The sequence below is a fragment of the Streptomyces lanatus genome (assembly GCF_014655715.1).
Taxonomy (GTDB): domain Bacteria; phylum Actinomycetota; class Actinomycetes; order Streptomycetales; family Streptomycetaceae; genus Streptomyces; species Streptomyces lanatus.
Map to the genome: position 1 here is coordinate 290075 of NZ_BNBM01000002.1, position 24902 is coordinate 314976.

The 24902-nt window shown below is 70.7% G+C and carries 18 protein-coding genes; 9 read left to right on the top strand and 9 right to left on the bottom strand.

All coding sequences use genetic code 11. The annotated features are described in order from the left end of the window. Positions 1-12: 12 nt before the first annotated feature. Both IE325_RS06515 and IE325_RS06520 read right to left on the bottom strand, forming a co-directional pair. Complete coding sequence (locus IE325_RS06515; protein WP_190068745.1) at positions 13-2142, bottom strand: hypothetical protein; 2130 nt, start codon at positions 2140-2142, stop codon at positions 13-15. 68 nt (positions 2143-2210) lie between these two features. Further along, a complete protein-coding gene (locus IE325_RS06520) occupies positions 2211-2393 on the bottom strand; it encodes a hypothetical protein (RefSeq protein ID WP_190068746.1) in 183 nt (60 codons plus the stop codon). A gap of 507 nt (positions 2394-2900) precedes the next feature. Here IE325_RS06520 and IE325_RS06525 point away from each other — a divergent pair. The 4 genes from IE325_RS06525 (at position 2901) to IE325_RS06540 (ending at position 8560) form a co-directional block, all read left to right on the top strand. Further along, positions 2901-3119 carry a hypothetical protein gene (locus IE325_RS06525; protein ID WP_190068747.1) on the top strand — a complete coding sequence of 73 codons (219 nt, stop codon included), beginning with the start codon at positions 2901-2903 and terminating at the stop codon, positions 3117-3119. Beyond that, the gene (locus IE325_RS06530) at positions 3116-3655 is read left to right on the top strand and encodes an RNA polymerase sigma factor (RefSeq protein WP_190068748.1); all 540 of its coding nucleotides are present in this window, start codon (positions 3116-3118) and stop codon (positions 3653-3655) included. The genes IE325_RS06525 and IE325_RS06530 overlap by 4 nt, the downstream gene beginning before the upstream one ends. Further along, positions 3645-4250: a DUF6099 family protein gene (locus IE325_RS06535; protein WP_190068749.1), complete on the top strand. Its 606-nt coding sequence runs from the start codon at positions 3645-3647 to the stop codon at positions 4248-4250. Before IE325_RS06530 ends, IE325_RS06535 begins: the two co-directional genes overlap by 11 nt. A gap of 95 nt (positions 4251-4345) precedes the next feature. After that, a complete protein-coding gene (locus tag IE325_RS06540) occupies positions 4346-8560 on the top strand; it encodes an nSTAND1 domain-containing NTPase (protein ID WP_190068750.1) in 4215 nt (1404 codons plus the stop codon). Between the two features lie 31 nt (positions 8561-8591). Here IE325_RS06540 and IE325_RS06545 read toward each other — a convergent pair whose 3' ends face one another. From IE325_RS06545 to IE325_RS06560, 4 genes are all read right to left on the bottom strand, one after another. After that, a complete protein-coding gene (locus tag IE325_RS06545) occupies positions 8592-9026 on the bottom strand; it encodes an excalibur calcium-binding domain-containing protein (protein ID WP_190068751.1) in 435 nt (144 codons plus the stop codon). Between the two features lie 85 nt (positions 9027-9111). Beyond that, a complete protein-coding gene (locus tag IE325_RS06550; RefSeq protein ID WP_190068752.1) occupies positions 9112-10269 on the bottom strand; it encodes an alkaline phosphatase PhoX in 1158 nt (385 codons plus the stop codon). 241 nt (positions 10270-10510) lie between these two features. Next, entirely contained in the window at positions 10511-12004 is a 1494-nt protein-coding gene (locus tag IE325_RS06555; protein WP_190068753.1) for a sensor histidine kinase, read from the bottom strand. After that, positions 12001-12819: a response regulator transcription factor gene (locus IE325_RS06560; RefSeq protein ID WP_190068754.1), complete on the bottom strand. Its 819-nt coding sequence runs from the start codon at positions 12817-12819 to the stop codon at positions 12001-12003. Before IE325_RS06560 ends, IE325_RS06555 begins: the two co-directional genes overlap by 4 nt. Positions 12820-13011: 192 nt before the next feature. On the opposite strand from IE325_RS06560, the gene IE325_RS06565 reads away from it, so the two are divergent. Genes IE325_RS06565 through IE325_RS06575 form a run of 3 tightly spaced genes read left to right on the top strand, consistent with a single transcriptional unit; the run spans position 13012 to position 15792 of the window. After that, positions 13012-13617 carry a carbonic anhydrase gene (locus IE325_RS06565; RefSeq protein ID WP_190068755.1) on the top strand — a complete coding sequence of 202 codons (606 nt, stop codon included), beginning with the start codon at positions 13012-13014 and terminating at the stop codon, positions 13615-13617. After that, positions 13614-15311 carry a SulP family inorganic anion transporter gene (locus IE325_RS06570; RefSeq protein ID WP_190068756.1) on the top strand — a complete coding sequence of 566 codons (1698 nt, stop codon included), beginning with the start codon at positions 13614-13616 and terminating at the stop codon, positions 15309-15311. The genes IE325_RS06565 and IE325_RS06570 overlap by 4 nt, the downstream gene beginning before the upstream one ends. Positions 15312-15351: 40 nt before the next feature. After that, a complete protein-coding gene (locus IE325_RS06575; protein ID WP_190068757.1) occupies positions 15352-15792 on the top strand; it encodes a hypothetical protein in 441 nt (146 codons plus the stop codon). A 72-nt stretch (positions 15793-15864) separates the two neighbouring features. Here IE325_RS06575 and IE325_RS06580 read toward each other — a convergent pair whose 3' ends face one another. The 3 genes from IE325_RS06580 to IE325_RS06590 form a co-directional block, all read right to left on the bottom strand. Next, the gene (locus tag IE325_RS06580; RefSeq protein WP_190068758.1) at positions 15865-16656 is read right to left on the bottom strand and encodes a hypothetical protein; all 792 of its coding nucleotides are present in this window, start codon (positions 16654-16656) and stop codon (positions 15865-15867) included. A gap of 286 nt (positions 16657-16942) precedes the next feature. Continuing rightward, positions 16943-19663 (bottom strand): pyruvate, phosphate dikinase, encoded by a 2721-nt coding sequence (ppdK, locus tag IE325_RS06585; protein WP_190068759.1) that lies wholly within the window; start codon positions 19661-19663, stop codon positions 16943-16945. Between the two features lie 418 nt (positions 19664-20081). Next, positions 20082-21278, bottom strand: a complete 1197-nt coding sequence (locus IE325_RS06590) for an ROK family transcriptional regulator (RefSeq protein ID WP_190068760.1) — start codon at positions 21276-21278, stop codon at positions 20082-20084. A 121-nt stretch (positions 21279-21399) separates the two neighbouring features. Here IE325_RS06590 and IE325_RS06595 point away from each other — a divergent pair, with 121 nt between their 5' ends. Both IE325_RS06595 and IE325_RS06600 read left to right on the top strand, forming a co-directional pair. After that, positions 21400-22800, top strand: a complete 1401-nt coding sequence (locus IE325_RS06595) for an MGH1-like glycoside hydrolase domain-containing protein (protein ID WP_190068761.1) — start codon at positions 21400-21402, stop codon at positions 22798-22800. Beyond that, on the top strand, positions 22797-24734 hold the full coding sequence (locus tag IE325_RS06600; RefSeq protein ID WP_190068762.1) for an amylo-alpha-1,6-glucosidase: 1938 nt from the start codon (positions 22797-22799) through the stop codon (positions 24732-24734). The genes IE325_RS06595 and IE325_RS06600 overlap by 4 nt, the downstream gene beginning before the upstream one ends. Positions 24735-24902 lie beyond the last annotated feature (168 nt).

Here is a 24902-nt window from a genome sequence, read left to right on the forward strand (position 1 = left end):
TGAACCGATCGGTCAGTTCGGCCGCCCCATGCTCGGCACGACCTCGGGCCACTTGCGCAGCTCGCTGAGCGTCTTGGCGAGCCCGAGCACCGTGTCGTCCGCCTGCTGCCGGGTCAGGGCGTACTCCATTCCGGCGGCGTCCGCCTTGCCCTGCAGTTCCGTCAGGAGTTCCCCGATCTCGGTGGCGCCGTCGGCCATCGCGTTGATCTGGGTCTCCAGTTCGCGGGCGAGTCGCTCGACGGCCTGAGCGTCGGTCTCGACCGGGGCGTGCGCCGAGGCCGCCTCGGCCGGCTCCGCAAGGGGGTCGGTGAGGGTGTCCAGGGTGAGCGTGGTCCTGCCGCCGCGCAGTGTGGTGGGGTGTTCGCGTTCCAGAGTCCGGCGTGTGTAGGGGCGGGTGCCGGTCTCCTTGGGGAAGGTCCGGTTGAACCAGGCCCGGCTGGCCGCCCCGTCCAGTACCTCCCCGGAGACGGAGACCTTCCGGGGCTTGCGGCCCTCGTCCATGGCCAGGGCCAGTTCACGCAGCAAGGAGACCGCTGCCGCGGGGTTGTTCTGCATGGCGTAGAGGTTGTTCTTCACGGTCCGTCGGACGCGCTCCGCCTCGGTGCCGTCGTCGTCCACGGTCTTCTGGCCGGTGAGCGAACCACGGTCGGCGTCGATGATGTCGAAGGCCGCGAGCCAGTGAGCGGCGCGGAACATGATGAGTTCCTCGAAGGCGACCGGGTCCGTGTCCGCCGCCGCCAGCAGTTCCTCCAACGGCCGCTCGGACGGGGCGAACCCGGCTCTGGCCTTGGCGGTGGGAAAGACCTCCGCGATGCGCGGATTCCACGGTTGGGGATAGCTCTCGGAGGTGAGCGCGGACCAAGCCCGCGCTCTCAGGTTGACTTCACGCGAGTTGAGCAGGGAGGGAGGGCCCTCGCTCAGCGCGCGACGGATGATCTCCCGCTTGCGCTGGTCCACCGGGAAGAGCTCGCGCAGCAGGCACATCGACCGCAGATCACGCAGTGTCGAAACCGACGCGCCCGCTGGAGCCCCGGGCAGTTCACTGACCGGGGCCGCCCCCGAGAGCACGTCCGCGGTGGCCTCGTCGAGGACGCCCTGCGCCACATAGGCACCCAGCACGCTGCGCCCCAGAGCCCGGCCCTGGTCGTTGGGCGTGAATTCGAGGGGCGGATGGACGTGATCACGGCGATTGCTCACCTGGACGGTCCGGAACAGGCGCGCGGGGGTTGGGCTGCCCACGACCAGATGCGCCTCGACCTCGGCGATCTTGAGCGCGCGATGGGCACGCGCGTCCGGATCGGGCTGCTCCGTCAGGGCGGCGAACTCGCCGTTGAGGGTCTGAGCGAGGCTCCGGAGCCAGTAGCCGGGGTTGACCGCGACGCCTTCCCCGTCCGACCCCAGCTTCTTGAAGGGCACCCCGGTCAGGACTTCGGCGGAGCTGATGTCGAAGATCTCCTGCCGCCGCCGCGTCCGGTTGTTGCCCCGCACGGCCATCCATCCCCAGTAGGCGGAGGGATGGAGCGGCTTTCCGTCGGCGTCCTCACCGATCTCCTCGTCGACCCGGAAATGCTGCGCCACGTACATACATGGCTCGTGCTGTCCGTTGAGGACCAGGTCCTCGCCCAGGTTGTACGTCCGGCGACCGTCCCGGTTGTCGAGTTCGGCCGCCGCCTGTTCCACATTGCCCAGCAGACGGCTCAAGGTCTCGGTCCGGCTCTCCAGCGCCGCGAAGACCTTCTCCCGTCCGTCCTCCGTGGTCCGCGTCCACGGCAGGACACGGGTGAGGGAACGCCGTGGCGCTCCCGCCGTCGCGGGGTCGGCGGCCGAGTGCCATGTCGAGCTGATGCGTTCGTTGTGCTCCCATACGACGCCTCCCACGCCGTTCATACGGACCAGGAGCACCACCATCTCGCCGGCGTCCGTGCGCACCGTGCGCAACCGGCTGGGCTTGAGCCGCCGCTGCCCTTCGGAGTCGGCGTCCGTCAAGGAGTCCTTGGGGCGCACGATGAACGGGGCGATGTTCTCCAGGGCGTCCCGAGGCACGTTCACCCCGGGTGCCGACAGCACCGCGTCGATCCATCTCTCCTGCCACTCCGCCGGCGCGGGAGCGGGGAACGGGTTGGGCGGACGGGATTCGGACATGGCAGATGACCTCTTCGCTGCGAGAGTTGCGTACGGACGTCCAGGAGTGGAGTTGGAGTTCCGCCCGGCTATGGCCACAGGCCGTGGAACACAGAGGTGACGCCCGCACGGACCCACTGCACGATGCGATCCCTGCGCTGTCGCCGCTCCAGTTCGCCGACGCGGTTCTCGAGCGCCGTCAGACGTTGCGCACAGCCGCCCTCGGGTTCCTCGGACGGGGAGCTGTGATCGACGGTCGGACAAGTGGTCATGGCGATTCCCTGGATTCACGCGGTGTGCTGCCGCCGCTCGGTCCACCACCCGGACGGTTGGTGGAGTGGAGATAGCAGGTGCCCCGCGTGGGGAGGGTTGCCGTCACAGCCACCGTGATCCGCCTGATCGGCGGCAGCCGGCGCGATGACCGCCTTCCCGGCAGTCCCCCCGCCGTTCCGGTGCTCGTGGCATTCGCTGAGCGCGCCCGCGGCACATCATGGAAACGAGCCCTCCGGCAGAAGTCCGGTACGGCTGGCGGGAGTTCTGCCCGGCATGGGCGAGCTCCGTGGCACACACTGGCCGGACGAAGGCGGCCGCATCCAGCAGTGATCGAATCCTGACAGGTTTTGCCACTCGGGCGATCGGTTGGCGACCGGCCCCGCCGCGGCCGATTCCGGCTTCGCTCATTTCTGACGAGATGCCGCCTCTCGCTCCGCCCCGTTCAACCTTCCCCGGCCACCCGCCCTGTAGTGGGCACAACTTGCGTCGGACGGAGAGGGAGGCCCATGGGTTTCGAACTGCTGGCGGCTCTGGCACCGGGGGTGGTCGCGGTGCTGGGATGGGTGCTGACCCCGCGGGTCGGCCGGTCCAACTTCTGTGACGTATTGCTGGAGCTGGCTCGCGGGCATGCGCGCAAAGGGCTGGAGCGAGAGCACCGACGCACCATCAGGCTGCTGCTCCACTCGGGGCGGACGACCGGAGGTGATCAGAATTCGTGTTCGTGACCGCGTCAGGCTCGCACGAGAACCCGGCGGTGCCGGATCAGTTCACGCCCTTCTTCCTGGAGTGGGAGCCCCAGGTGAGGCGCTATCTGGTGTGGCTCGAGGGCGACCTCTCGATCATCGACGATGTCGCCCAGGAGACGATGATCAGCGCATACCGGTACTGGGAGCGGCTGTCGACCCTGGAGCAGCCCCGCGCCTGGTTGTTCAAGGTCGCCGGCCAGCGCCTCGCCGATGCGCAGGCGGCACGCAGCCGGCTGGGAGTGCTCGCTGAGCCTCCCGACGTCTGCGCCTCCCTCACAGCGCGCGACGAGACAGCGACGTGCGACGACCGGCTGCACATTCTGGAGGCCGTACGCAGACTTCCCCCTCAGCAAGCCGCCGCCATGGCCCTGCTGATCCAGTACGACCTGCCGTTCCGCGAGATCGCCGACGTCCTCGGCATCTCCGTCGGAGCGGTCAAGAAGCATCTCCACCTGGCGCGCAAGCGGTTGAAAGAGTGGCTCGACGCAGAGGAAGGGGGTTTCCATGGCGCTTGAGAAGCGGCTTCGCGAGGCGGGACGAGCGGTTGACGGCCTGTGGACGGACGACCAGGCGACACGGGATCGGCTCGCTCGAATCCGACGGCATCTCTCGCCGACGGCCTCCTCCGCCGCCGTCGGGACGGCGCCCGATGCCGCGACCGCTCCCGATCTCGCCGGGCTCGTCGTCCAGTGCCGCAGGACCTTGGCGTCGAGTTCCGAGGCGCTCCATGTGCGTTCGTCCCTGCGTGCCGTGGCGGGCGTGACGGCGGTGGTGGGCCTCAGCCTGGTCGACCACGGACCCCAGAGGCTCAGGGAACCCGCCCTGCGCCTCACCGAGAGGATCGCCCGGTCGGCCCCCCTCACCGATGCCCGAGCCGTCGCCCTGACGGACACGGACGACTTGCGCCCGGTGCTGCTCCTACTCGGCCGGTTGCTCGGGGAAGCCGGCGTGGCCGCAGTCGGCGTCGCAGCAGGGGCCGAGGAGGAGGGCGTCTACTGGGAGATGATCGAGGTGATCGACGCATTCGACGAGGCCAGGAACACGGTCATCGAGATGCTGCGTCGACTGTCGGAATCCGAACGTTCCTGGTCACACCACCATGCGGGCTGAGCGGTCTCGGAGGAACGTGCCGTAGTCGCTCCTCGATCACCACTAACATCGCTCCCCGAGGTTGATGACGTACGCGATCCGGGGGATGCGACGGTATGTCAGTGGTGGGGCCCAGGGCGCTGGACAGCGCCGTCCTGCGGATCCGGGACGAGTGGGGGGCGCCCGTCGGGGCGGGGTTCCTGGTGAGCGGTGAGGTGGCGTTCACCTGTGCCCATGTGGTCACCGCCGCGCTCGGCGGGCCGGAGGGGCGTCCGGCGGAGTCGGCGCGGATCCGGGTCGACCTGCCGCTGGTGGGCGGTACGGCGGTGGTCTCGGCGCGGGTCGTGGAGTGGTCCGGTGAGGGGGACATCGCGGTCCTGCGGCTCGACGAGCCGCTGCCGGGTGCCCGGCCCGTGCGGCTCGTGCGGGCCGACGAGGTGTGGCACCACCCGATCGCCGCCTTCGGATTCCCGGCCGGCCGGGACAGCGGGGTGTGGCACTCGGGGCGGCTCCTCGGGCGGCAGGGCGACGGCTGGATCCAGACCGAGATGACGTCCCTCAGCGGCTACCGGATCGCGCCCGGCTTCAGCGGCGGACCCGTGTGGGACGAGCAACTGGCCGGCGTCGTCGGCATGGTGGTGGTCGCAGAGGCCAGGGATCCGGCTGCCGCGTATCTCATCCCGGTGGAACAACTGCTCGGCCCCTGGCCGGAGTTGGCGAGCCTCGCCGTACCCGAGTCGCCGTTCCGCCCGCTGGCCGCCTTCGGCGAGTCCGACGCGAAGTCCTTCTTCGGCCGGGATCGGGAGGCCGCCGAGGTGGCGGACCTGGTGCGCGGGCACAAGGCGGTGACCCTGGTCGGCCCGTCCGGCTCCGGCAAGTCGTCGCTGGCCATGGCGGGCGTCGTACCCCTGCTGAGGGAGGAGGGGTACGAGGCCGTCGTGCTCCGCCCCACCTCCTCCTACGGCAGCCCGCTGACCGCGCTCGCCGCCGCGCTGCTCCCCCTCCTGGAACCGGATCTGCCCGAGGTGGACCGGCTGGAGAGGGTCCGGAAACTGGCCGGCCTGCTCGGGGAGGACGACCCGCCCGGCCTGCACGGCGTGGTGACCCGCGTCCTGGAACGGACCGGCAACCGGCGTCTGCTGCTGGTGATCGACCAGTGCGAGGAGGCCCTCGCCGCCGCGGGCGATGTCGCGGCGCTGACGGACGTCCTCGCCCTCGACAGGACGCCCGAGTCGTTACGCGTCCTGATCACCCTGCGCGCCGACTTCCTCGAACCCGCGCTGGCCGCCCCCTCCCTCGGCCCTCTCGTCGGCCACCACCTCCACGCACTGCGCCCGATGGCCCGGGACCAGCTGCGGGAGGTGATCACCGCGCCGGTCGCCGCCACCCCGGACGTGACGTACGACGCGGGCCTGGACGACCGGATCCTCAAGGACACGGGTGACGCCCCGGGCGCCCTGCCGCTGCTCGTCATGGCGCTGGACCTGCTGTGGCGGGAGCAGTCCGTGCACGGACGGCTGACCTATGAGGCGTACGAGCGCATCGAAGGGGTCACCGGCGCCCTCAGCCGGGAGGCGGAGCGCGCCTGGGCGGACACGGTGACCGAGGCGGACGAACCGCACGCGCGGCGCCTGTTCACCCGTCTGGTGCAGGTTCCGGTGGCCGGCTCCGGCGCGGTCGCCCGCAGGCCCGCCGCCCGCTCCGAACTCGCCCCTGCCGAATGGGAGATCGCCCAGCGTCTCACCGCCACCCGGCTGCTGGTCACCGGCCGGGGCGAGACCGTCGAGCTGGCCCATGAGGCGCTGATCACCGGCTGGCCGAAGCTGGCCGCGTGGGTGACGCAGGACCATGAGTTCCTCGCCTGGCGCGAGACCGTACGGCTCGACCTGGACCGCTGGCGGGCCGAGGGAGAGCCCGCCGAACTGCTCCCCGGCACGGTGGTCCTGGCCGCGGCCCAGCGCTGGCTCACCGAACGCGCCGACGACATCGGCGACACCGAGCGCGACTTCCTGGAACGGGGCCGGCTCCGTCGACGGTCGGCCCTGCGGCGACGGCGCGGTCTGCTCTCCGCCATCGGGCTGGTCTCGGTGCTCGCGCTGGTCCTTGGGGTGCTCTTCGGCTACCAGCGCGAGGTCAGCGCCGAGCAGCACGCCGCGGCGAACTCCCGGGCGCTGGCGAGCCTCTCGGCCGACCAGCGCATCCAGGACCCGGCACTGGCGATCAAGCTGGCGCTGGCGGCGTACCGCACCTCCCCGACGGACGAGGCGAAGAACACGCTGCTGCGGTACTACGCCCAGTACGGGGCGTCGTCCCGGATCCTGTCCGGCACGCTGGGCAAGGTGGACGACTTCCGGGCGAGCCGGGACGGCGACGTGATGGTGGCCCGCACCGCCGCGGGCCGGGCGACGCTCTTCGTCGACGCACTCGGCGCGCGGGTGCGCAGCCGCCAGCTCACCGGACCTGGCTACGCCATGAATCCGCTGGTCTCGGGAGACGGCAGCCGGGTCGGCTATGTCGCGGGGCGCGGTCTCGTCTGGTACGACGTCCACCCGGACGCGCCTTCGCCGGTCGGCGCCCCTCACCAGCTGCGCACCGACGCCCCGGAGGTCGCGAACGGCCTCAGCAAGACGCAGTACGCCCAACTGTCCTCGACCGGGCGCCTGTTCGCGGCGGGCAGCGGAACCAGCCTGGCGTGGTGGGACCTGGACCGGCGCGCGCTCGGCGGCAGGATCGCCCTGCCCCAGGCACGGGGCGGCGAGCTGCGCGGCGTGTGGTTCGGCCCGGACGACGACACCCTCGTCGCGCTCGCCCAGATGGGCGCCTACAAGCAGCGTCTGATCGTCGTCGACCGCCGTACCGGCGACGCCCGGGTCATCGCTGATTCCTTCGAGGAGGCCGTGATCTCCGGGGACGGCGGCGTTGTGGCGACCTGTCGGCCGGGGAACAGCACCGGTGGCCCGAAACCCACCGTCTACACGGGGCTGCGGGTGTCGGACGGAAGGGTGCTCGGACGGTTCGAGGACGTGGAGAGCTCCACGTGCGACACCGTCGCTCTCGGTCCCGGGGGCCGTCATCTCGTCATCGGGTTCGTCACCAAGACCCTGGTCGACCTCTCACGGGGCAGGGCTGTGTCGAAGTTCCGCGAACCGGAGGAGAGCGGGACCCCCGCGATCACCTATGCGCGGCTCGTGGGCGACGCCTCGAAGCCGTTGCTCATCAGTGGAAACGCCACTGGAATCTTCGGCACCGAGACGTCCACCGCGCCGGCGGAGAACATCCAGCACATCGAATTGACCTCTGGCGGCCGGAACATGATCACCGTCCCTGCCAGTGGGGAGGCCATCGAGCGCAGGACCGTGGGCGTCGACAGCCGGGTGACCGCCCGGCAGAAGCGTCTGAAGCCCTACTGGACGAGCGACGACGACCTGGTCGTCTTCGGCGACGACGGCCGCCTGTTGGCCCAGCGTGAAGCCGTGGACAGGGTCGTGGTGCGGGACGCGACGTCGCTGCGACAGCTGGCCGTGATCACCACCGCCATGCCGCCGACGCCCTCACGGCCCGACAAGGAGCCGTCCCTCGACTACTTCTTCGACGATGCGGACCGCCTCGTCACCGTCTCGGGGACACTGCTTCAGCGCTGGGACGCGCGGTCGGGCCGCTCCGTCGACGACTACGACCTCAACGCCCTGGGACGTGTGGTCACGGAGCGCAAGGACATGGACTTCGAGAGCATCTCCGTCAGCGGCCATCCCGATCCCGACCTGGTGACGGTGGTGGTCCAGGGCGACCCGTACGTCCGCGTCGTCGACCTGCCCGGTGGCCGGCAGGTGGTCCGCTACGGGACCGGGCACAAGGACCTCGTGGCGGCCTCCTTCGACCCGAGCGGGCGGTTTCTCGCGCTGATGCGCCGGAGCCAGATCCTGGAGCTGTGGCGCGCCGATCCCCTGCGCAAGGAGTTCGGCCCGCTGCCGAGTTTCGACGTGCCTTCCGCCCTGGGCTTCCTGAAGGGCACGGGACGTTTCCTGCTGGCCAGCGGCAACAAGATCCGCGTCTACCGGGTGGGCGGACAGGGCTACGAGTCGTCGTTCGACCTGGGTCCGACCAGCGAACTGAGTCTGGACCCGCCGAAGTACTACTTCTTGGACTCCGCCCCTGACGGCGACACCCTGCTCTTCTACCGCGCCGGCGTCTCGAACATCATCCGCCCCCTGTCACTGCACCCCGACAGCTGGGCCGAAGCCCTTTGCGACAAGATCGGCGCCCGCGACCTCACCGCGGACGAACGCAGGAGCCAGCCGGTACCGGTCCCGGCCGGACCCGTGTGCCCATGACACTCGTGTCGCGGAGCCGCCCCACGCAACGTCAGCTGTCGCACCCCACCCCGTCATTGTCCCGGTCGAGGTGGGACGCGTAACCGGGTTCGCCTCGGTGGATGGGGGCGGCGCCGGCCGCGCGGGCCTCGCTGCAGTTGGCGTAGTAGACGTCGCCGCCGGAGGAGTCATCGCCGGTGTCGGCCGCGGGGGGCGCCGTGACCGTCCTTGTGACCCTGACCGTCTTCGTCACGGTCACCGTCGGCGCCGGTTCAGGGGCTTCGGCCGGGGCCGTCGTGGTCGCTGTGACGGTGACCGTGGGCTGGGGTGAGGCCGCCTTGGGCGCCGCCTCGGTGTTCTTGGACTCCTCGCCGGACGCGCCGCCCGCGCCGATGCCCAGGAGGAAGGCGAGCCCGAGCGCGGGCAGTACGTAGCGTTTGCGGGCCCACTTGGGGGCCATGGGTGTCGAGGTGTACGGGTTGGTCATGTCATCCCCCCACTGGTGTTGCGTGAGGGGATGACCGTAATGCCCGGTGGCCAGATGTGAAGGAGATGTGGCCGTTTTGTAATCGCTAGGCGCGGAAGGGGCCTGTCACCTCATACGTGATGCCGCCCGACGAGCTGCCGCTGGTGCCCCGCTGGCTGGAGAAGTACAGGCGTGTGCCGTCCGGTGAGAACGCCGGGCCCGTGATCTCCGAGCCGGACTGGCCGTCGATGCGCAGGAAGGACGCGACCACGTCGTCCGGGGTGATCACGCAGATCTCCATGTTGCCGCCGTCCTCGGCGACGAAGAGGTCGCCGGAGGAGGCGCCGGTGATGTTGTCGACGCCGGTGAGCGGGGCGGTGCCGTTGACGAGGGAGTCGTCGTACGCCAGCTCGTAGGTGTTGGCGGTGAGGTTGAGCTGCCAGACCCGGTTGTCGCCCTTGGTCGTGAACCACACCGTGTCGTCGGCGTAGTGGCAGCCCTCGCCGCCGTTGAAGGACTTGGAGCCGGAGACCTGGGAGCGGGTGGCGGTCGGGGAGCCGTCGGGGTCGGGGATGTTCGCCCAGGTGAAGGAGCCGGACGTGGCGCTGCCCGCGACCATCACCTGGAGGGTGCCGGAGGACAGGTTGCCCCAGGTCGTCGGGACGAAGCGGTAGAAGCGGCCGTTGGTCTCGTCCTCGGTCAGGTAGATGACCTTGCGGACGGGGTCCGCGGCGGCGGCCTCGTGCTTGAAGCGGCCCATCGCGGCGCGCTGCACCGCGGCGTTCGTGCCCCACGGGTCGGTCTCGTAGACATAGCCGAGGGACACCTCCTCGCAGGACAGCCAGGTGTTCCACGGGGTCTTGCCGCCCGCGCAGTTCTGGCGGGTGGAGGACAGGATGCGGTACGCGGCGGTGATCGCGCCCGTCGACGAGAACTTCACCGCGCTCGCGCCGCCGGAGGGGTTGATCTCCGAGTTGGAGACGTAGATCCAGCCCGAGCCGTCGGCGTAACAGGCGCCGCCGTCAGGGGCGTTGTGCCAGGTGTACGACGTTCCGGAGACCGTCTGGCCGGAGCGGGCGATGACGCGGCTGGTGAAACCGCTGGGGAGTCTGATGCCGTTGGCGTCGGGGGAGCCGAGCGCCCCGTAGGGGCCGGGGCCGGGCTGGGCGGGCGCGGCGTACGCGGCGCCGCGCCACAGGGTTCCGCCGAAGACGGCGGCAGAACCGCCGAGGACGGCCGCACGCAGCAGATTACGACGTTCCACTCTCACTCCAAGAGGTGGAGACCGCCCCGCCGCCGGTCGGCGGCAGGGGTCGTGCCTGGGGGGCGGCATGGAAACTAGAGGCGCATGGTTGACGGGCCGTGGCCAACGCATGGCCGACGGACGGCATACCTGGGTTCTGCCTGTGCGCCGCTGACGAGCGCTCAGGTGAGTGCCACCCGCGTGCGCTCCCCGGCGTGCCGCCTCCAGTGTGCGCCCCCTGAGTATCCCCGCCCCCGTGCGCTCACGCACGCAGCACCGGCACCACCCGTTTGCGCTGCCCGGCCGCCTTGTCGGGCCCCGGGCCATGGCCGTGCCCCTCGCGCGGCGGCTCCGCCGACGGCAGGCGGATCACCGCGTCCAGGCCACCCGCGCTCGCGGCATGCAGGCTCGCCTCGCCGCCACTGGCGTGCGCGAGCCGCTGGACCAGCGAAAGGCCGAGCCCCGTACCGCCCTTGGGGGCGCCCGGCGCGCGCCAGAAGCGGTCGAAGGCGCGGGCCCGCTGCTCCGCCGTCATCCCGGGACCCTCGTCCGTGATGTGCAGGTCGACCCAGGCGGGGCGGGCGTCGCGCAGGGCGCGCCGGGCCGGTACGTGGAGCCGTAGCTCGATGGCCACGGTGCTGTCCGGCGGCGAGGCGCGCAGGGCGTTGGAGAGCAGGTTGTCCACGATCTGCTCGACCCCGCCCGGCACCGCGAGCACCGGCCCCACGCTGCCCGCGAACAGCACCAGCGCGACCCGCTGCCGTTCGAAGAGGGGCAGCCAGGTGCGGTGCCGTTCCGCGCAGATCGCGCCCACGTCGACCTGCGCGGGCGTCGCCGAGTCCTCCTCCAGACGGGCCATCGCGAGCAGCCCCTCCACCATCCGCGAGAGCCGGTCGGTCTCGGTCACGGCGGCGGTGAGGCTGCCGATGCCGTGGTCGGTGACATTCGGCTCCAGGTTCTCCAGCCGCAGCCGCAGCGCCGCGAGCGGCGTCTTCAGCTGGTGCGAGGCCTCGCCCGCGAACGCGCGCTGGGCGGCGAGGAGGTGGGCGAGCCGGGCCGCCGTACGGTTGAACGCGGTGGCCAGCCGGCGTACCTCCGGCGGGCCCTTCGTCATCGTCACCGGCGTGGCCCGGCCGCCCTCCGCCAGCTCATGGGTGGCACGCTCCAGTTCACGGATCGGCCGGCCGGTCCAGCGCGCGATGGCGAACCCGACCACGGCGACCGCCGCGAGCACCCCGAGCCCGCCGAGCCCCAGCAACAGCCAGATGTGATGGACGCGTTCATGCACGGTCCGGGTCGGCAGCGTCAGCCATACGGCACCCTGGAGCAGCCCGTCGCGCTGCACCGGCGCGGCGACCGACAGGTACTCGACGCCGCCGATCGTCGACGTACGGACGTCCACGGTGGACGTGCCGCGCAGGGCGGCCGCGATGCCGGGGCGGGAGGCGAGGTCGGCCGACATCACGGCGGCCAGCGGGTGAGAGGTGGCGAGCAGCGTGCCCGAGGCGTCGACGACCACCACCTTCCCGCCGATCCGCTCGGCGCAGTGCATCACCCGGCGCGGCAGATCCCGCTCGGCCCGGCCCGTGCTCAGCGACAGCGAGGCGTACGCCGACACCGACTCGGACTCGTCCTTCGCCGCGCTCACCACCCGCTCCCGCTCACTGCGCGAGTACACGAACCCCAGCGGGATCTCCAGACACGCCAGCACCAGCGCCGCGAGGCTGAGGTAGCTCAGCAGCAGCCTGCGGGTCACGGCGAGGACACCCGCTGCCCGCCCGGCTCGGTCTGCACCGCCAGCCGGAAGCCGACCCCGCGCAGCGTCTGGATCCACGCCGGGTCCCCCAACTTCCGCCGCAGCGAGGCCACATGGACGTCCAGCGTCTTGGTCGGGCCCTCGTAGTGCGGGTCCCACACCCGGTCCAGGATCTGCTGCCGGGAGTACACCGCCCCCGGATCCTCGGTCAGCAGCGCCAGCAGCTCGAACTCCTTCGGGGTGAGGGTGACCGGGATCTCGCCGACCCAGACCTGCCGGGTACGGCGGTCGACGACCAAGGGGCCCGGGGCGTACGAGGGTTGGGGGCCGGGTTCGTCGTACGACAACGATGGCGGAGGGGTCTGCTCCGCCAGCGCCTCCGCGCGCAGCCGCTCCACGAGGGCTTCCGTACGCCCCCGCTCCACCACCGGCTCCGGGGTGTCCGCCGCCTCCCCCGTCCGCTGCGTCCGCCGGGTCACGGCGCGCACCCGTGCCACCAGCTCCCGCATGCTGAACGGCTTCGCCAGATAGTCGTCCGCGCCGAGCTCCAGGCCCAGCACCCGGTCGGCCTCCTCACCCCGCGCACTCAGGATGATGACCGGCACGTCCGAGACCTGCCGGATGCCACGGCACACGTCGATGCCGTCCATGTCCGGCAACCCCAGGTCGAGCAGGACGACATCGCCGTACGGACCTCTCAACCCCTCCGCCCCGGTGGTCACATGATGCACCGTCAGTCCGAAGTGCCCGAGCCCTTCGGCGAGCGGTTCGGCGATCGTCTCGTCGTCCTCGATGAGCAGCACTCGTATGCCCATACGTCCTGTCTCTCCGTGAATTCACATTCTCTGCCCTGACGTCGACACGCTACAAGAAACAAGCGCTTGCCGGGCATTGCGACAAAGAATGTCCAATTACTGGACGGGCTCTGGCACTTACTTAACCTTCCTCTGGCGTGGGCCGCTCTACGCTCCTGTGAACAGGCCGAACTCCCAGTCGAGGAGGCATCGTTGAAAGCATTGCTGGACCGGGCCCGCTCGTTCAGGCGCAGGGTCGATTCCGAGAGCGGCGAATACCGGAAACTGGCCGACGGGCAATATCCCGAGGCGCTCTTCATTACCTGCTCGGACTCACGGGTCATACCCGCGCTGATTACCGGCGCACGCCCCGGAGAGATATTCGAGCTGCGCAACGCGGGCAATATCGTGCCGCCGTACGGCAGCCCCGGCGCGTCCGGGGAGGCCGCCACCATCGAGTACGCACTGGAGGTGCTCGGGGTTCAGGACATCGTCGTGTGCGGTCACTCACACTGCGGCGCGATGGGCGCGCTGAAGTCCGGCGACGACCTGACCGCGCTGCCGGGCGTGGACGCCTGGCTCCAACTGGCCCGCCCCGAACTGGCACCGGTCCTCACCGCCGCCTCCGACGACCCTTCGCTGCCCGAGGTGGCGCAGAGCAATGTCGTCAACCAGCTGGCCGTACTGCGGACCTACCCCGTGGTGCGGCAGCGGCTGGACGGGGGACGGCTGCGGCTGCACGGCTGGTACTACGAGGTCGACACCGGGCAGGTGCACGAGCTGGAGGGCGACGGGCGATTCCGGGTGCACGGCGGATGAGCGGGGCACATGCGCGCGGGCGCGGTCCGGTACGTACGACGGCGGCGCCCGCCACGAAAACCCCGAGGACCTCTACGTCGAATACGTCGAAGCCGGGACCCAAACCCGACCTCCTCAACGAGGTGACCGCCTCCCTCGTCGTGTTCCTCGTCGCCCTGCCCCTGTGCATCGGCGTGGCCGTGGCCTCCGGTGTCCCGGCCGAGCTCGGCATCATCTCCGGCGTGATCGGCGGGCTGGTCGTCGGCGCGGTGCGGGGCAGCACGCTCCAGGTCAGCGGGCCGGCCGCCGGGCTCGCCGCGCTGGTCTCGGAGACGGTGCTGGAGCACGGTGTGGCGATGCTCGGCGTGATCGTGCTGTTCTCGGGCATCCTGCAGATCGTCCTCGGCGTCGTACGCCTCGGCCGGATGTTCCAGGCGATCTCCCTCGCCGTGGTCCAGGGGATGCTGGCCGGTATCGGACTGCCGCTGATGTTCAGCCAGGCGTATCCGATGGCCGACGCGAAGGCGCCGGGCATGCCGATCGAGAACATGGCGGGGATACCGAGTCTGTTCGCCGACATCCTCACCGACCCGCAGGCGATGATCGCCACGCTGCTCGGCGTCGTGACGATCGTGCTGAGCTTCCTGTGGAAGAAGGTGCGGGGCCCGGCGAAGAAGATCCCCGCCGCGCTGGTCGCGGTAGGCGTCGGCATGGCGGTCGCCGCGCTGCCGGGGGTGGACGTGAAGACGCTCCAGGTCAACAACCTGCTGGCGTCGATCCGAGCCCCCGGCGCCGAACAGTTCGCGGGCCTGGCGGACCCGGCGATCCTCACCGCCATCGTCACCTTCACGGTGATCGCCTCCGCGGAGAGCCTGTTCACGGCGGCCGCGGTGGACCGTATGCACAGCGGCCCGCGCACCCGCTACAACACCGAACTCATCGCGCAGGGCGCCGGAAACACCCTCGCGGGCATCGTCGGCGCCCTCCCGATCACAGCGGTGGTGGCCCGCAGCTCGGCGAACGTCCAGGCAGGCGCGAAGACCCGTATCTCCCGCACCCTGCACGGCCTGTGGCTCCTGGCCTTCGCCCTCCTCCTCCCCCAGGTCCTGGCCCTGATCCCGATCTCGGTGCTGGCCGGCGTCCTGGTGCACAGCGGCTGGAAGCTGTTCGCGCCGGAGGAGTTCCCGAAGATGTGGCGCCAGGACCGGGGCGAGTTCGTGGTGATGACGGTGACCACGCTGGTCATCGTGGCGACGGCACTCCTGGAAGGCGTCCTGATCGGCCTCGCGGCCGGAATAGTCCTGGCCGCCCTGCGCATGTCCCGGACGGTGATCCGCCAGCACATCGACGACGACACCGCGAAGGTCGTCATGGCGGGCAACGCCACCTTCCTACGCCTCCCCCAGGTCATCGAGGCCCTGGAATCGGCGGCCGCCTCGGGCAAGCCCCGCATCCGCCTCGACCTGACCGGCGTGACCCACCTGGACCACGCCTGCCGCAACCAGGTGGAGGAGTTCACCGCGCAGCAACGAGGGCTGGGGCTACGGGTGGAGCTGCTGATGCCGGGACCGGCGAAGCCGACCCCGGCCGAGCCGACCCCCACGCCACCGCCGGTCCCCGGCCCGAACGCCGAGTGGTTCTACCTGGACACCCAGCCCCTTGCCGAACCCTGCAACCTTCCAGGTACCCCCCTCACCGGCCGCTTGGGACGCTGACGGCGCCGCGTCACGGTGGCGCGGCAGAAACGGGGAGACCATGCACGCGATCCTGCGCAAGGCCTGTACGGCGGTCGGGACCGTCGGCCTCGCCACGGCCCTGACCCTGGCGAGCGGCGGCAGTGCCCAGGCGGACGAAGGGGTCTGGCACAACTTCACCCTTGAGGTGGAGGGGAGGGCCAAGTTCACCGGCAAGTACAAGTTCAACCCTTCGAGCACCGGACACGGCGGCTTCGTCGTGCAGGGAAGCGTCTGCGACCTCAAGGCGGACGGCGACGGCGTGTACGGCCAGGGCCAGGTGGAGGGCTACGGCTGGTCGTCCAAGCGCGGCGACGCCAACGGCAGCGCGTCCGGCTGTGGTTCCGAGAACCGCGAGATCTACGACCCCCAGGCCATCTACGTCGACCGGGGCAGGTACCAGATCTGCGTGGACGACCTGGGATCCGACACCTGCGCCACCCAGTCCTGGAAGTACCGGTAGACACCCTGACCGCCCGCCACGGCACGGGCCGCGGCGGGCGGTCACGTCATCGGTCCGGGCTGGGCTCCGGGCTCACTTCACATCGACGTAGTCGGCCGAGCCGGTCGTGGCCGTGGTGAGGCTCGTGGTCGCGAAGTCGTAGCGGTACCCGCCGTCCGCCGTCGCCGGCACGGTGGTCGTGGCCCAGCCGTTGCGGTCGGTCTTGATCTTCTTCAGCGTGGTGAAGGCGCCGGTCGTGCCCTTGCGGTACTGGAGCAGCACCTGGTGCCCGATGAGCGGCACGTTCTTGCCCTGCTCCCAGCCGGCGACGGTCATCTGCGCCTTGACCGTGAGGTTCTGGCCCTTCTTCACCGGCTGCGGGGTGGCGACGGTCTGGGACATATAGGTCTGGCGCTTGATACGGGCGAGGTAGGCACCGTCCCCGCGAGTGACGTTGCCGGCGCCGTCGGTGGCGACGGGGGTGATGGTCCAGACACCGGCGAGGGCGTTGCTGCGGAGGTTGACGCTCGGGTCGGCGGTCACGAGGGCCTCGCAGTAGGAGGTGGTCTCGTCGAGCTTCGAGCAGTGGGCGGCCCCGGTCATGACCCCGTCGGCCGTCGCCCGGTCCTCCCCGTGCCACAGCTCGTACGTCACGCCCTGGACGCCGTCCGGGTCGGTGACCGTCGCGGACACCGAGAACACCCTCTTCTGCACGGCCGCGACGCCCACGGTGTAGTCGCGGTCGTGGTTGACATCGATGTTCCAGAACTTCGTACCCGAGTCGTCCTGACCGACCCCGGCGGCCGGCACGGCGAGAGCCGCTACGCCCAGGACGGCACTGAAGGCGGCGGCGGTGGCTATGGCTGCGGTGGCGCGTCTGCGCATCGTGTTCGGTTTCCCCACGCTCGATGAATTGGGTGGTTGCTTCACCCGCGTGAGACAAGGGGGACTTGTGGGGGGTTGTACCCCCTGAACGGACCGATCCAGCTATTAACCCCGCGGTCGCCTCCAGTTGGCGGAAGCGCGGGGCACCGGCCAACTTTCCCTAGCCGAACGCAGAGGGCGGCACCCCCGCACGGGTGCCGCCCTCCTTCGTGATCCGGAGCCGCCGCCCATCGGTCTTGAGGGTCGGGGACGGGCGGCGGCTCCGGGGCTTCAGTGGCCGTATGGCCTACCGGTGGTCGCTGCCCACCGACTCCGAGGCGGCCCGGCCCGCCTCAAGGCGTGCCACCGGGATCCGGAACGGCGAGCAGGAGACGTAGTCCAGTCCCACCTCGTGGAAGAAGTGGACCGACTCCGGGTCGCCGCCGTGCTCGCCGCAGACGCCGAGCTTGAGGTCGGGGCGGGTGGCGCGGCCGGCCTCGGCGGCGAGCTTCACCAGGGAACCCACGCCGTCCTTGTCGATCGTCTCGAAGGGGGAGACGCCGAAGATGCCCTTCTCCAGGTACGCGGTGAAGAAGGAGGCCTCCACGTCGTCCCGGCTGAAGCCCCACACCGTCTGGGTGAGGTCGTTCGTGCCGAAGGAGAAGAACTCCGCCGCCTCCGCGATCTGACCGGCCGTGAGGGCGGCGCGCGGGAGCTCGATCATCGTGCCGATCGACAGCTTGAGCTTCGTGCCGGTCGCGGCCTCGACCTCCGCGATGACCTGGTCGGCCTCCTCGCGGACGATCTCCAGCTCCTGGACGGTGCCGACGAGCGGGATCATGATCTCGGCGCGCGGGTCGCCCTTGGCGTTCTTGCGCTCGGCGGCCGCTTCCGCGATAGCGCGGACCTGCATCGTGAACAGGCCGGGGATGACCAGGCCCAGGCGTACGCCGCGCAGACCCAGCATCGGGTTCTGCTCGTGCAGGCGGTGCACCGCCTGGAGCAGGCGGAGTTCGTTCTCGTGCGGCTCCTGGCGGGACTCCGCGAGGGCCACGCGGACCGAGAGTTCCGTGATGTCGGGGAGGAACTCGTGCAGCGGCGGGTCGAGGAGACGGACCGTCACCGGAAGGCCGTCCATCGCCGAGAACAACTCGACGAAGTCCTTCTTCTGGAGCGGGAGCAGCTCCGCGAGGGCGGCCTCGCGGACCTCCTCGGTGTCGGCGAGGATCAGCCTCTCGACCATCTCGCGCCGCTCGCCCAGGAACATGTGCTCCGTACGGCACAGGCCGATGCCCTGCGCGCCGAAGCGGCGGGCGCGCAGCGCGTCCTCGGCGTTGTCCGCGTTCGCCCGGACACGGAGCCGGCGCTTGCGGTCGGCGAAGGCCATGATGCGGTGGACCGCTTCCACCAGCTCGTCGGCGTCCTGGGCGCCCGCGTGCATCCGGCCCTCGAAGTACTCGACGACCGGGGAGGGGACGACCGGGACCTCGCCCAGGTAGACCTTGCCGGACGAGCCGTCGATGGAGATGACGTCGCCCTCCTCCACCACATGCCCGCCGGGGACGGTCATCCGGCGGCGCTTGGTGTCGACCTCAAGCTCCTCCGCGCCACAGACACACGTCTTGCCCATGCCGCGCGCCACGACGGCCGCGTGGGAGGTCTTGCCGCCGCGGGAGGTCAGGATGCCCTCGGCCGCGATCATGCCGTCCAGGTCGTCGGGGTTGGTCTCCCGGCGGACCAGGATGACCTTCTCGCCCGAACGCGACCACTTCACCGCGGTGTACGAGTCGAAGACGGCCTTGCCGACCGCCGCACCCGGCGACGCCGCGATGCCCCGGCCGACCTTCTCGACCTTGGCGTCCTCGTCGAAGCGCGGGAACATCAGCTGGGCGAGCTGGGCGCCGCTGACGCGCTGCAGCGCCTCCGCCTCGTCGATGAGCCCCTGGTCCACGAGCTGCGTGGCGATACGGAAGGCCGCACCGGCGGTCCGCTTGCCCACGCGCGTCTGGAGCATCCACAACTGCCCGCGCTCGATGGTGAACTCGATGTCGCAGAGGTCCTTGTAGTGGTTCTCCAGCGTCTCCATGATCTGCATCAGCTGGTCGTACGACTTCTTGTCGATCGACTCCAGCTCCGCGAGCGGCACGGTGTTGCGGATGCCCGCGACGACGTCCTCGCCCTGGGCGTCCTGGAGGTAGTCGCCGTAGACGCCCTGGTGGCCGGAGGCGGGGTCACGGGTGAAGGCGACGCCGGTGCCGGAGTCGGGGCCGAGGTTGCCGAAGACCATGGAGCAGACGTTGACGGCCGTGCCGAGGTCGCCGGGGATGCGCTCCTGGCGGCGGTAGAGCTTGGCGCGGTCGGTGTTCCAGGAGTCGAAGACCGCGTGGATGGCGAGGTCCATCTGCTCGCGCGGGTCCTGCGGGAAGTCCCGGCCGGCCTCCTTCTTGACGATCTTCTTGAAGGCGGTGACCAGTTTCTTGAGGTCGGCGGCCTCCAGGTCGGTGTCGACCGTGACCTTCTTGGTCTCCTTGGCCTTGTCGAGGGCCTCCTCGAAGAGGTCGCCGTCGACGCCGAGGACGGTCTTGCCGAACATCTGGATGAGGCGGCGGTAGGAGTCCCACGCGAACCGCTCGTTGTTCGCCTGCTCGGCGAGGCCCTTCACGGACTTGTCGGAGAGCCCGATGTTGAGGACGGTGTCCATCATTCCGGGCATCGAGAACTTCGCGCCGGAGCGGACCGAGACCAGCAGCGGGTTGTCGGGCTGGCCGAGCTTCTTGCCCATGCGGGCCTCAAGGGCGTCGAGGTGCGCACTCACCTCGTCACGCAGTGCCGCGGGCTCCTCGCCGCTGTCGAGGTAGACCTTGCAGGCTTCTGTCGTGATCGTGAAGCCCGGGGGAACGGGAAGCCCCAGGTTGGTCATCTCGGCGAGGTTGGCGCCCTTGCCACCCAGGAGGTCCTTGAGGTCTTTGTTTCCCTCGGTGAAGTCGTAAACGAACTTCGCTACATGGGGATCTTTGTTTTCCGACACGGTCTCGACTCCCTCGAGGACGTGGTGGCTGCCCTGACGGCGAGGAACATACCCAGATCGAAGGCGCCTGGGTACGTCTACTCACGCGTCATGCGCCTGTAACCACCCGTCCGCCAGTGGATCGAAAGTCAAAGCTTGGCAAGCCGTGACGGGCGGATGTTTTCACTTCTTGAACGCAAGAGCGCCCACAGGTGCAGCATTTCGCTCAGATGAGCAGCCTTACCGCACGTTTGATTTCGATCGATGAACGATCAAGGGGTGGCACCGAGTGCCACCCCTTGGAGAAGTGCAGCCGCTCAAGATCCGCTCATCTGAGCGCAACCCTTATCAAGGGTGGCGAGAATCACGCTGCCACAGGCGACGGAATTTCACCATGCGGACGTCCGCCGAGACGCCTCCCGGAACGGAAACCTGCCCGTCACACACCCATCCCGACCAGCCGCTCCTCCACCCGCTCGGGCGCGTACAGATGCTCCACGACCAGCGCCCCGGCCCCGATCAGCCCGGCCCGCTCCCCCAGCCGCGAGGTCACGACGTCCAGATGAGCGGTGGAGCGCGGCAGCGCCCGCTGGTACAGCAATTCCCGTACGCCGGTGAGGAACGGCGTCCCGGCCAGATCCCCGGCGATCATCAGCACGCCGGGGTTGAGCAGCGTCACCACGGTCGCCAGTACATCCCCGACCTGCCGCCCCGCCTCCCGGGCCAGCGCCGCCGCCCCCGGATGCCCCGACGCCAGCAGGTCCCGCACATCCGAGCCGGAGGCCGCAGGCACCCCCGCCTCGGCCAGCCGCCGGGCCACGGCACCACCACTGGCGACGGCGGCCAGACAGCCGTAGGAGCCACACCGGCACTGTGCGTCGGCGCCCACCCGGATGTGCCCGATGTCGCCCGCGCCCCCGTCGATGCCGCGATACACCGAGCCGTCCACGACGACCCCGGCGCCGATGCCGGTCGACACCTTGACCAGCACGAAGGCCGAGCAGCGCGGGTACCCCGTGCGCTGTTCTCCGTACGCCATGAGGTTGGCGTCGTTGTCGACGAGGACCGGCACCGTCGGGGCGCCCGTGTGCTCGCTGAAGGCCCTGGCCAGCCGGCCCCTTATGTCGTAGCCGTCCCAGCCCGGCATGATCGGCGGCTGGACGACCCGGCCGGTCTCACTGTCCACCGGGCCCGGCACCGCGAGCCCGATGCCGCACACCTCCTCGGCCCGCCGCCCGGCCTTCTCCAGCAGCTCGGCGAACCAGTGCCCAAGGTCGCCGAGCACCGCCTCAGGGCCGTCCTCGACGACCAGGGTCCCGCTGTGCTCGGCGAGGATCTCGCCGGTCAGCGACAGTACGGCGGCACGTGCGTGCCGGGTCTCCAGGTCGGCGGCGAGGACGACGGCGTGGGCGTCGTCGAACTCCAGGGTGATGGCGGGCCGCCCGCCCAGCGGGGAGCCCACGGGACCGCCGGCCCCCTCGCGCAGCCAGCCGGCCCGGAAGAGCCGGTCCAGGCGCTGGCCGACGGTGGCACGGGACAGCCCGGTCGCCTGCTGAAGTGCTCCGCGTGTGACGGCCCGTCCGCTCCGCACCAGTTCGAGCAGTTCCCCGGCACTCGCCTGACCCCGTGCGCTCATGCACACCCCCTTGTGTTTCTCAAGCTTGCATTACATATTGGGTTTTGCGTGTTAAATAGACGTAACTCTACGGTGGTCCTGACCGAACCGGTCGGCCGGACGTCTTTTCGGGGAGCCCCGAGTGGATCGCACTGCCCAACTCACCGCCCGTCCCACGGCCCGTGACATCGCATACGATCCACCGCCCGACACCCCTCACAGGAGGGCCGCCGAGGTGCTGGCGGCCAACTGGACCGGGGCGTCGACGGTCCCCTCCCGCAGCCTGTACCCGCACCAGTGGTCGTGGGACAGCGCGTTCATCGCGATCGGCCTCCGGCACATCTCACCGTTACGGGCCCAGACGGAGCTGGAGACACTGCTGGACGCCCAGTGGGGCGACGGCCGTATCCCGCACATCGTCTTCAACCCCTCGGTCCCCCTCGACGCCTATTTCCCGAGCCCCGACTTCTGGCGCTCCTCGACCGCCGGGCGCGCGGCCGGCGCCCCGCGCACCGTGCAGACCTCCGGCATCGTGCAGCCGCCGGTGCACGCGCTCGCCGTCTGGCTGGTGCACCGCGCCGACCCGGGCCTGTCCCGGGCGCGCGGCTTCCTCGCCCGGATGTACCCCCGCCTGGCCGCCTGGCACCGCTACCTCCTGCACCGCCGCGACCTCGGCGGCGCCGGCCTCGCCTCCGTCGTGCACCCCTGGGAACAGGGTATGGACAACAGCCCCTGCTGGGACGCCCCGCTGTCCCGCGTCACACCGGCCCCGTCCCGTTCCTTCCGCCGCGCCGACCTCGCGCACGGCGCACCCGAGGACCGGCCGACGGATCTGGACTACGGGCGGTATGTGCGGCTCGCGACGGACTACCGGGAAGGCGGATATACGGACGGTCTCGGAGAGTTCGCCGTCGAGGACCCGGCGTTCAACGCGCTGCTCATCGCCTCCGAGCACGCGCTGGCAGGCATCGCGACGGAACTGGGCGCGACGGGCACCGCCCGGCACGCCCGAGCCGAACGCCTCACGACGGCCCTGATCGACCGTATGTGGGACCCGGCGAGCGGGATGTTCCTCTGCCACGACGTGCGCACGGGTGAACTCATCCCTGAGCGCAGTGTCGCGGGCCTGGTCCCCCTCCTCCTGCCGACCCTCCCCCGCGCCCTCGTCACCGCCCTGGTCCGCACGGCCCACGGCCCGCACTTCGGCCTCGGCACCACGACCCGCCTCGCCCCGTCGTACGACCTCCTGGGCGAGGCCTTCGACCCGCACCGCTACTGGCGGGGCCCGGCCTGGTTCAACACCGGCTGGCTGCTGGAGCGCGGCCTGCGCACCCACGGCGAGCGGGACCGGGCCGACGCGCTGCGCGAGGCGATGCTCGATCTCGCCGTCACCTCCGACTTCGCCGAGTACGTCGACCCGTACACCGGCGAGGCCTGCGGCACCACCGGCTTCGGCTGGACCGCCGCGCTCACGCTCGACCTGCTGCACGACTCCGAGGACCCGAAAGGCCTCAAGGACCCCAAGGGAGGGAACCGGGGATGACGGACCGTCACCATCTGCTCGTGTACGGGGGGACGTTCGCCGCCGTGGGAGACGGCGGGGACATCAGCGGCGTACGGGCCGCGGGTTCCCCGGAAGGATTGTTCGTACGGGACGCCAGGCATCTGAGCCGCTGGCAGCTCACCGTGGACGGGGCGGTGCCCGAGACGCTGTCCCCCGTGGCCGACGGGGACACGGCGCGCTGTGTGCTGGTCCCGCGCGGCGGACGCGACGAGCCCGCGGCGTACACGCTCTTCCGTGAACAGGTCGTGGGGGACAGCTCGTTCATCGATCTGATCCGTGTCACCAGCAACCGTCCGGTGCCGACGTCGATCCGTCTCGCGCTCACCGTGGACGCCGACTTCACCGACCAGTTCGAGCTGCGCTCGGACCACCGGACGTACGCCAAGACCGGCGCCACCCGCTCCCGCCAAGTCCTCGACCACGGACTGGAGTTCGTCTACCAGCGGGGTGAGTGGCGCTCGGTGACGACGGTGACGGCCGACCCCGCGCCCGACACCGTGGAGGAGACGGGCACCGGCGCCCGCCGCCTCGTCTGGACCCTCGACCTGGACCCCCACAGCACGGCGGAGCTGACCCTGAGGGTCATGGCCCGCCCGCACGGCGACAAACGGGCGCTGCGCGTCCCCCGCTCCCCCGCGGCCCTCTCCTCCCAACTCCTTTCCCTGGAGGGCGAGTTCGTAGAGGGGGTGGCCTTCCCGACGGGCTGGCCCGAGCTGGCGGCGGCCTGTGCGCGCGGTCTTGCCGACCTGGCCACGCTCCAGGTCTCGGCGAAGGGCCCCGACGACGAGGACCTGCGCGTCCCGGCGGCGGGCGCGCCCTGGTTCCTGACCCTGCTGGGCCGGGACGCGCTCCTCACCTCCCTCTTCGCCCTGCCCTACCGCCCCCGGCTGGCCGCCGCCACCCTGCCCGCGCTGGCCGCGACGCAGGCGACGGAGCGGGGGGCCGACGGGGTCTCGCAGCCCGGCAAGATCGTGCACGAGGTACGGCACGGTGAGCTGGCGCACTTCGGGCAGGTGCCGTACGGGCGTTACTACGGCTCGGTGGACGCGACGCCGCTGTTCCTGATCCTCCTCGGCGCCTACGTGGAACAGACCGCGGACGCGGAGCTGGCCCGCCGCCTCGAACCCCACGCGCGGGCGGCGATCGGCTGGATGCTGGACCACGGCGGCCTCACCACCCGTGGCTACCTCGTCTACCGCGCCGACCAGGGCGGCCTCGCCAACCAGAACTGGAAGGACTCCCCCGGCGCGGTCTGCTTCGCCGACGGGACGCGGGCGAGCGGGCCGGTGATGGCGGCGGGGGCGCAGGGTTACGCCTATGACGCCCTGCGCCGCACGGCGTGGCTGGCGCGGACGGTATGGCAGGACGAGACGTACGCGGCGCTGCTGGAGCAGGCGGCGGCCGATCTGCGCGACCGCTTCCAACGGGACTTCTGGATGCCGGAGCACTCCTTCCCGGCGCTGGCGCTGGACGGCGCGGGCCGGCAGGTCGACGCGCTGGCCTCGGACGCGGGGCATCTGCTCTGGTCCGGGCTGCTGGACAAGGAGTACGGCGAGCTGGTGGGCCGGCGGCTGCTGGAACCGGACTTCTTCTCGGGCTGGGGCGTACGCACGCTCGCCTCCGGCCAGTCCGCCTACCACCCCCTCTCCTACCACCGGGGCTCGGTCTGGCCCCACGACAACGCACTGATCACCCTGGGCCTGGCCCGCTACGGCCTCCACGACGAGGCCCGCGAGGTGGCTCACGCCCTGGTCGACGCGGCGACGACCTCCGGTCATCGGCTACCGGAGGTACTGGCGGGGTACGGCCGCGACACCCACGCGGAGCCGGTGCCGTACCCACACGCGTGCGAGCGCGAGTCCCGCGCGGCGGCTACGCCGTTGGCGCTGCTGACGGCGGTAGGTGGGGCGTAGCGCACGGCCTCGGCTTCGCCTTCGGCCGATCCGTGTTCCCACCCGCACCGCCCGTGCGGCTCTCGTCGTCGGGTGCGGGTGGCCCCGGTGGGGCGGATTCGCCGTCGACGAGTGCGCCCCTGACCCTGTTGGCCTGGCGTTTGCCGGGTGTTTGCGCAGTGCTGGGGT

Excerpts from the sequence above, each read along its gene's own strand:
- IE325_RS06515 (WP_190068745.1), bottom strand. The coding sequence starts at position 2,142 with ATGTCCGAATCCCGTCCGCCCAACCCGTTCCCCGCTCCCGCGCCGGCG.
- IE325_RS06575 (WP_190068757.1), top strand. The coding sequence starts at position 15,352 with ATGCACGCGATCCTGCGCAAGGCCTGTACGGCGGTCGGGACCGTCGGC.
- IE325_RS06525 (WP_190068747.1), top strand. The coding sequence starts at position 2,901 with ATGGGTTTCGAACTGCTGGCGGCTCTGGCACCGGGGGTGGTCGCGGTG.
- IE325_RS06570 (WP_190068756.1), top strand. The coding sequence starts at position 13,614 with ATGAGCGGGGCACATGCGCGCGGGCGCGGTCCGGTACGTACGACGGCG.
- IE325_RS06520 (WP_190068746.1), bottom strand. The coding sequence starts at position 2,393 with ATGACCACTTGTCCGACCGTCGATCACAGCTCCCCGTCCGAGGAACCC.
- IE325_RS06535 (WP_190068749.1), top strand. The coding sequence starts at position 3,645 with ATGGCGCTTGAGAAGCGGCTTCGCGAGGCGGGACGAGCGGTTGACGGC.
- IE325_RS06540 (WP_190068750.1), top strand. The coding sequence starts at position 4,346 with ATGTCAGTGGTGGGGCCCAGGGCGCTGGACAGCGCCGTCCTGCGGATC.
- IE325_RS06560 (WP_190068754.1), bottom strand. The coding sequence starts at position 12,819 with ATGGGCATACGAGTGCTGCTCATCGAGGACGACGAGACGATCGCCGAA.
- IE325_RS06600 (WP_190068762.1), top strand. The coding sequence starts at position 22,797 with ATGACGGACCGTCACCATCTGCTCGTGTACGGGGGGACGTTCGCCGCC.
- IE325_RS06580 (WP_190068758.1), bottom strand. The coding sequence starts at position 16,656 with ATGCGCAGACGCGCCACCGCAGCCATAGCCACCGCCGCCGCCTTCAGT.
- IE325_RS06545 (WP_190068751.1), bottom strand. The coding sequence starts at position 9,026 with ATGACCAACCCGTACACCTCGACACCCATGGCCCCCAAGTGGGCCCGC.
- IE325_RS06590 (WP_190068760.1), bottom strand. The coding sequence starts at position 21,278 with ATGAGCGCACGGGGTCAGGCGAGTGCCGGGGAACTGCTCGAACTGGTG.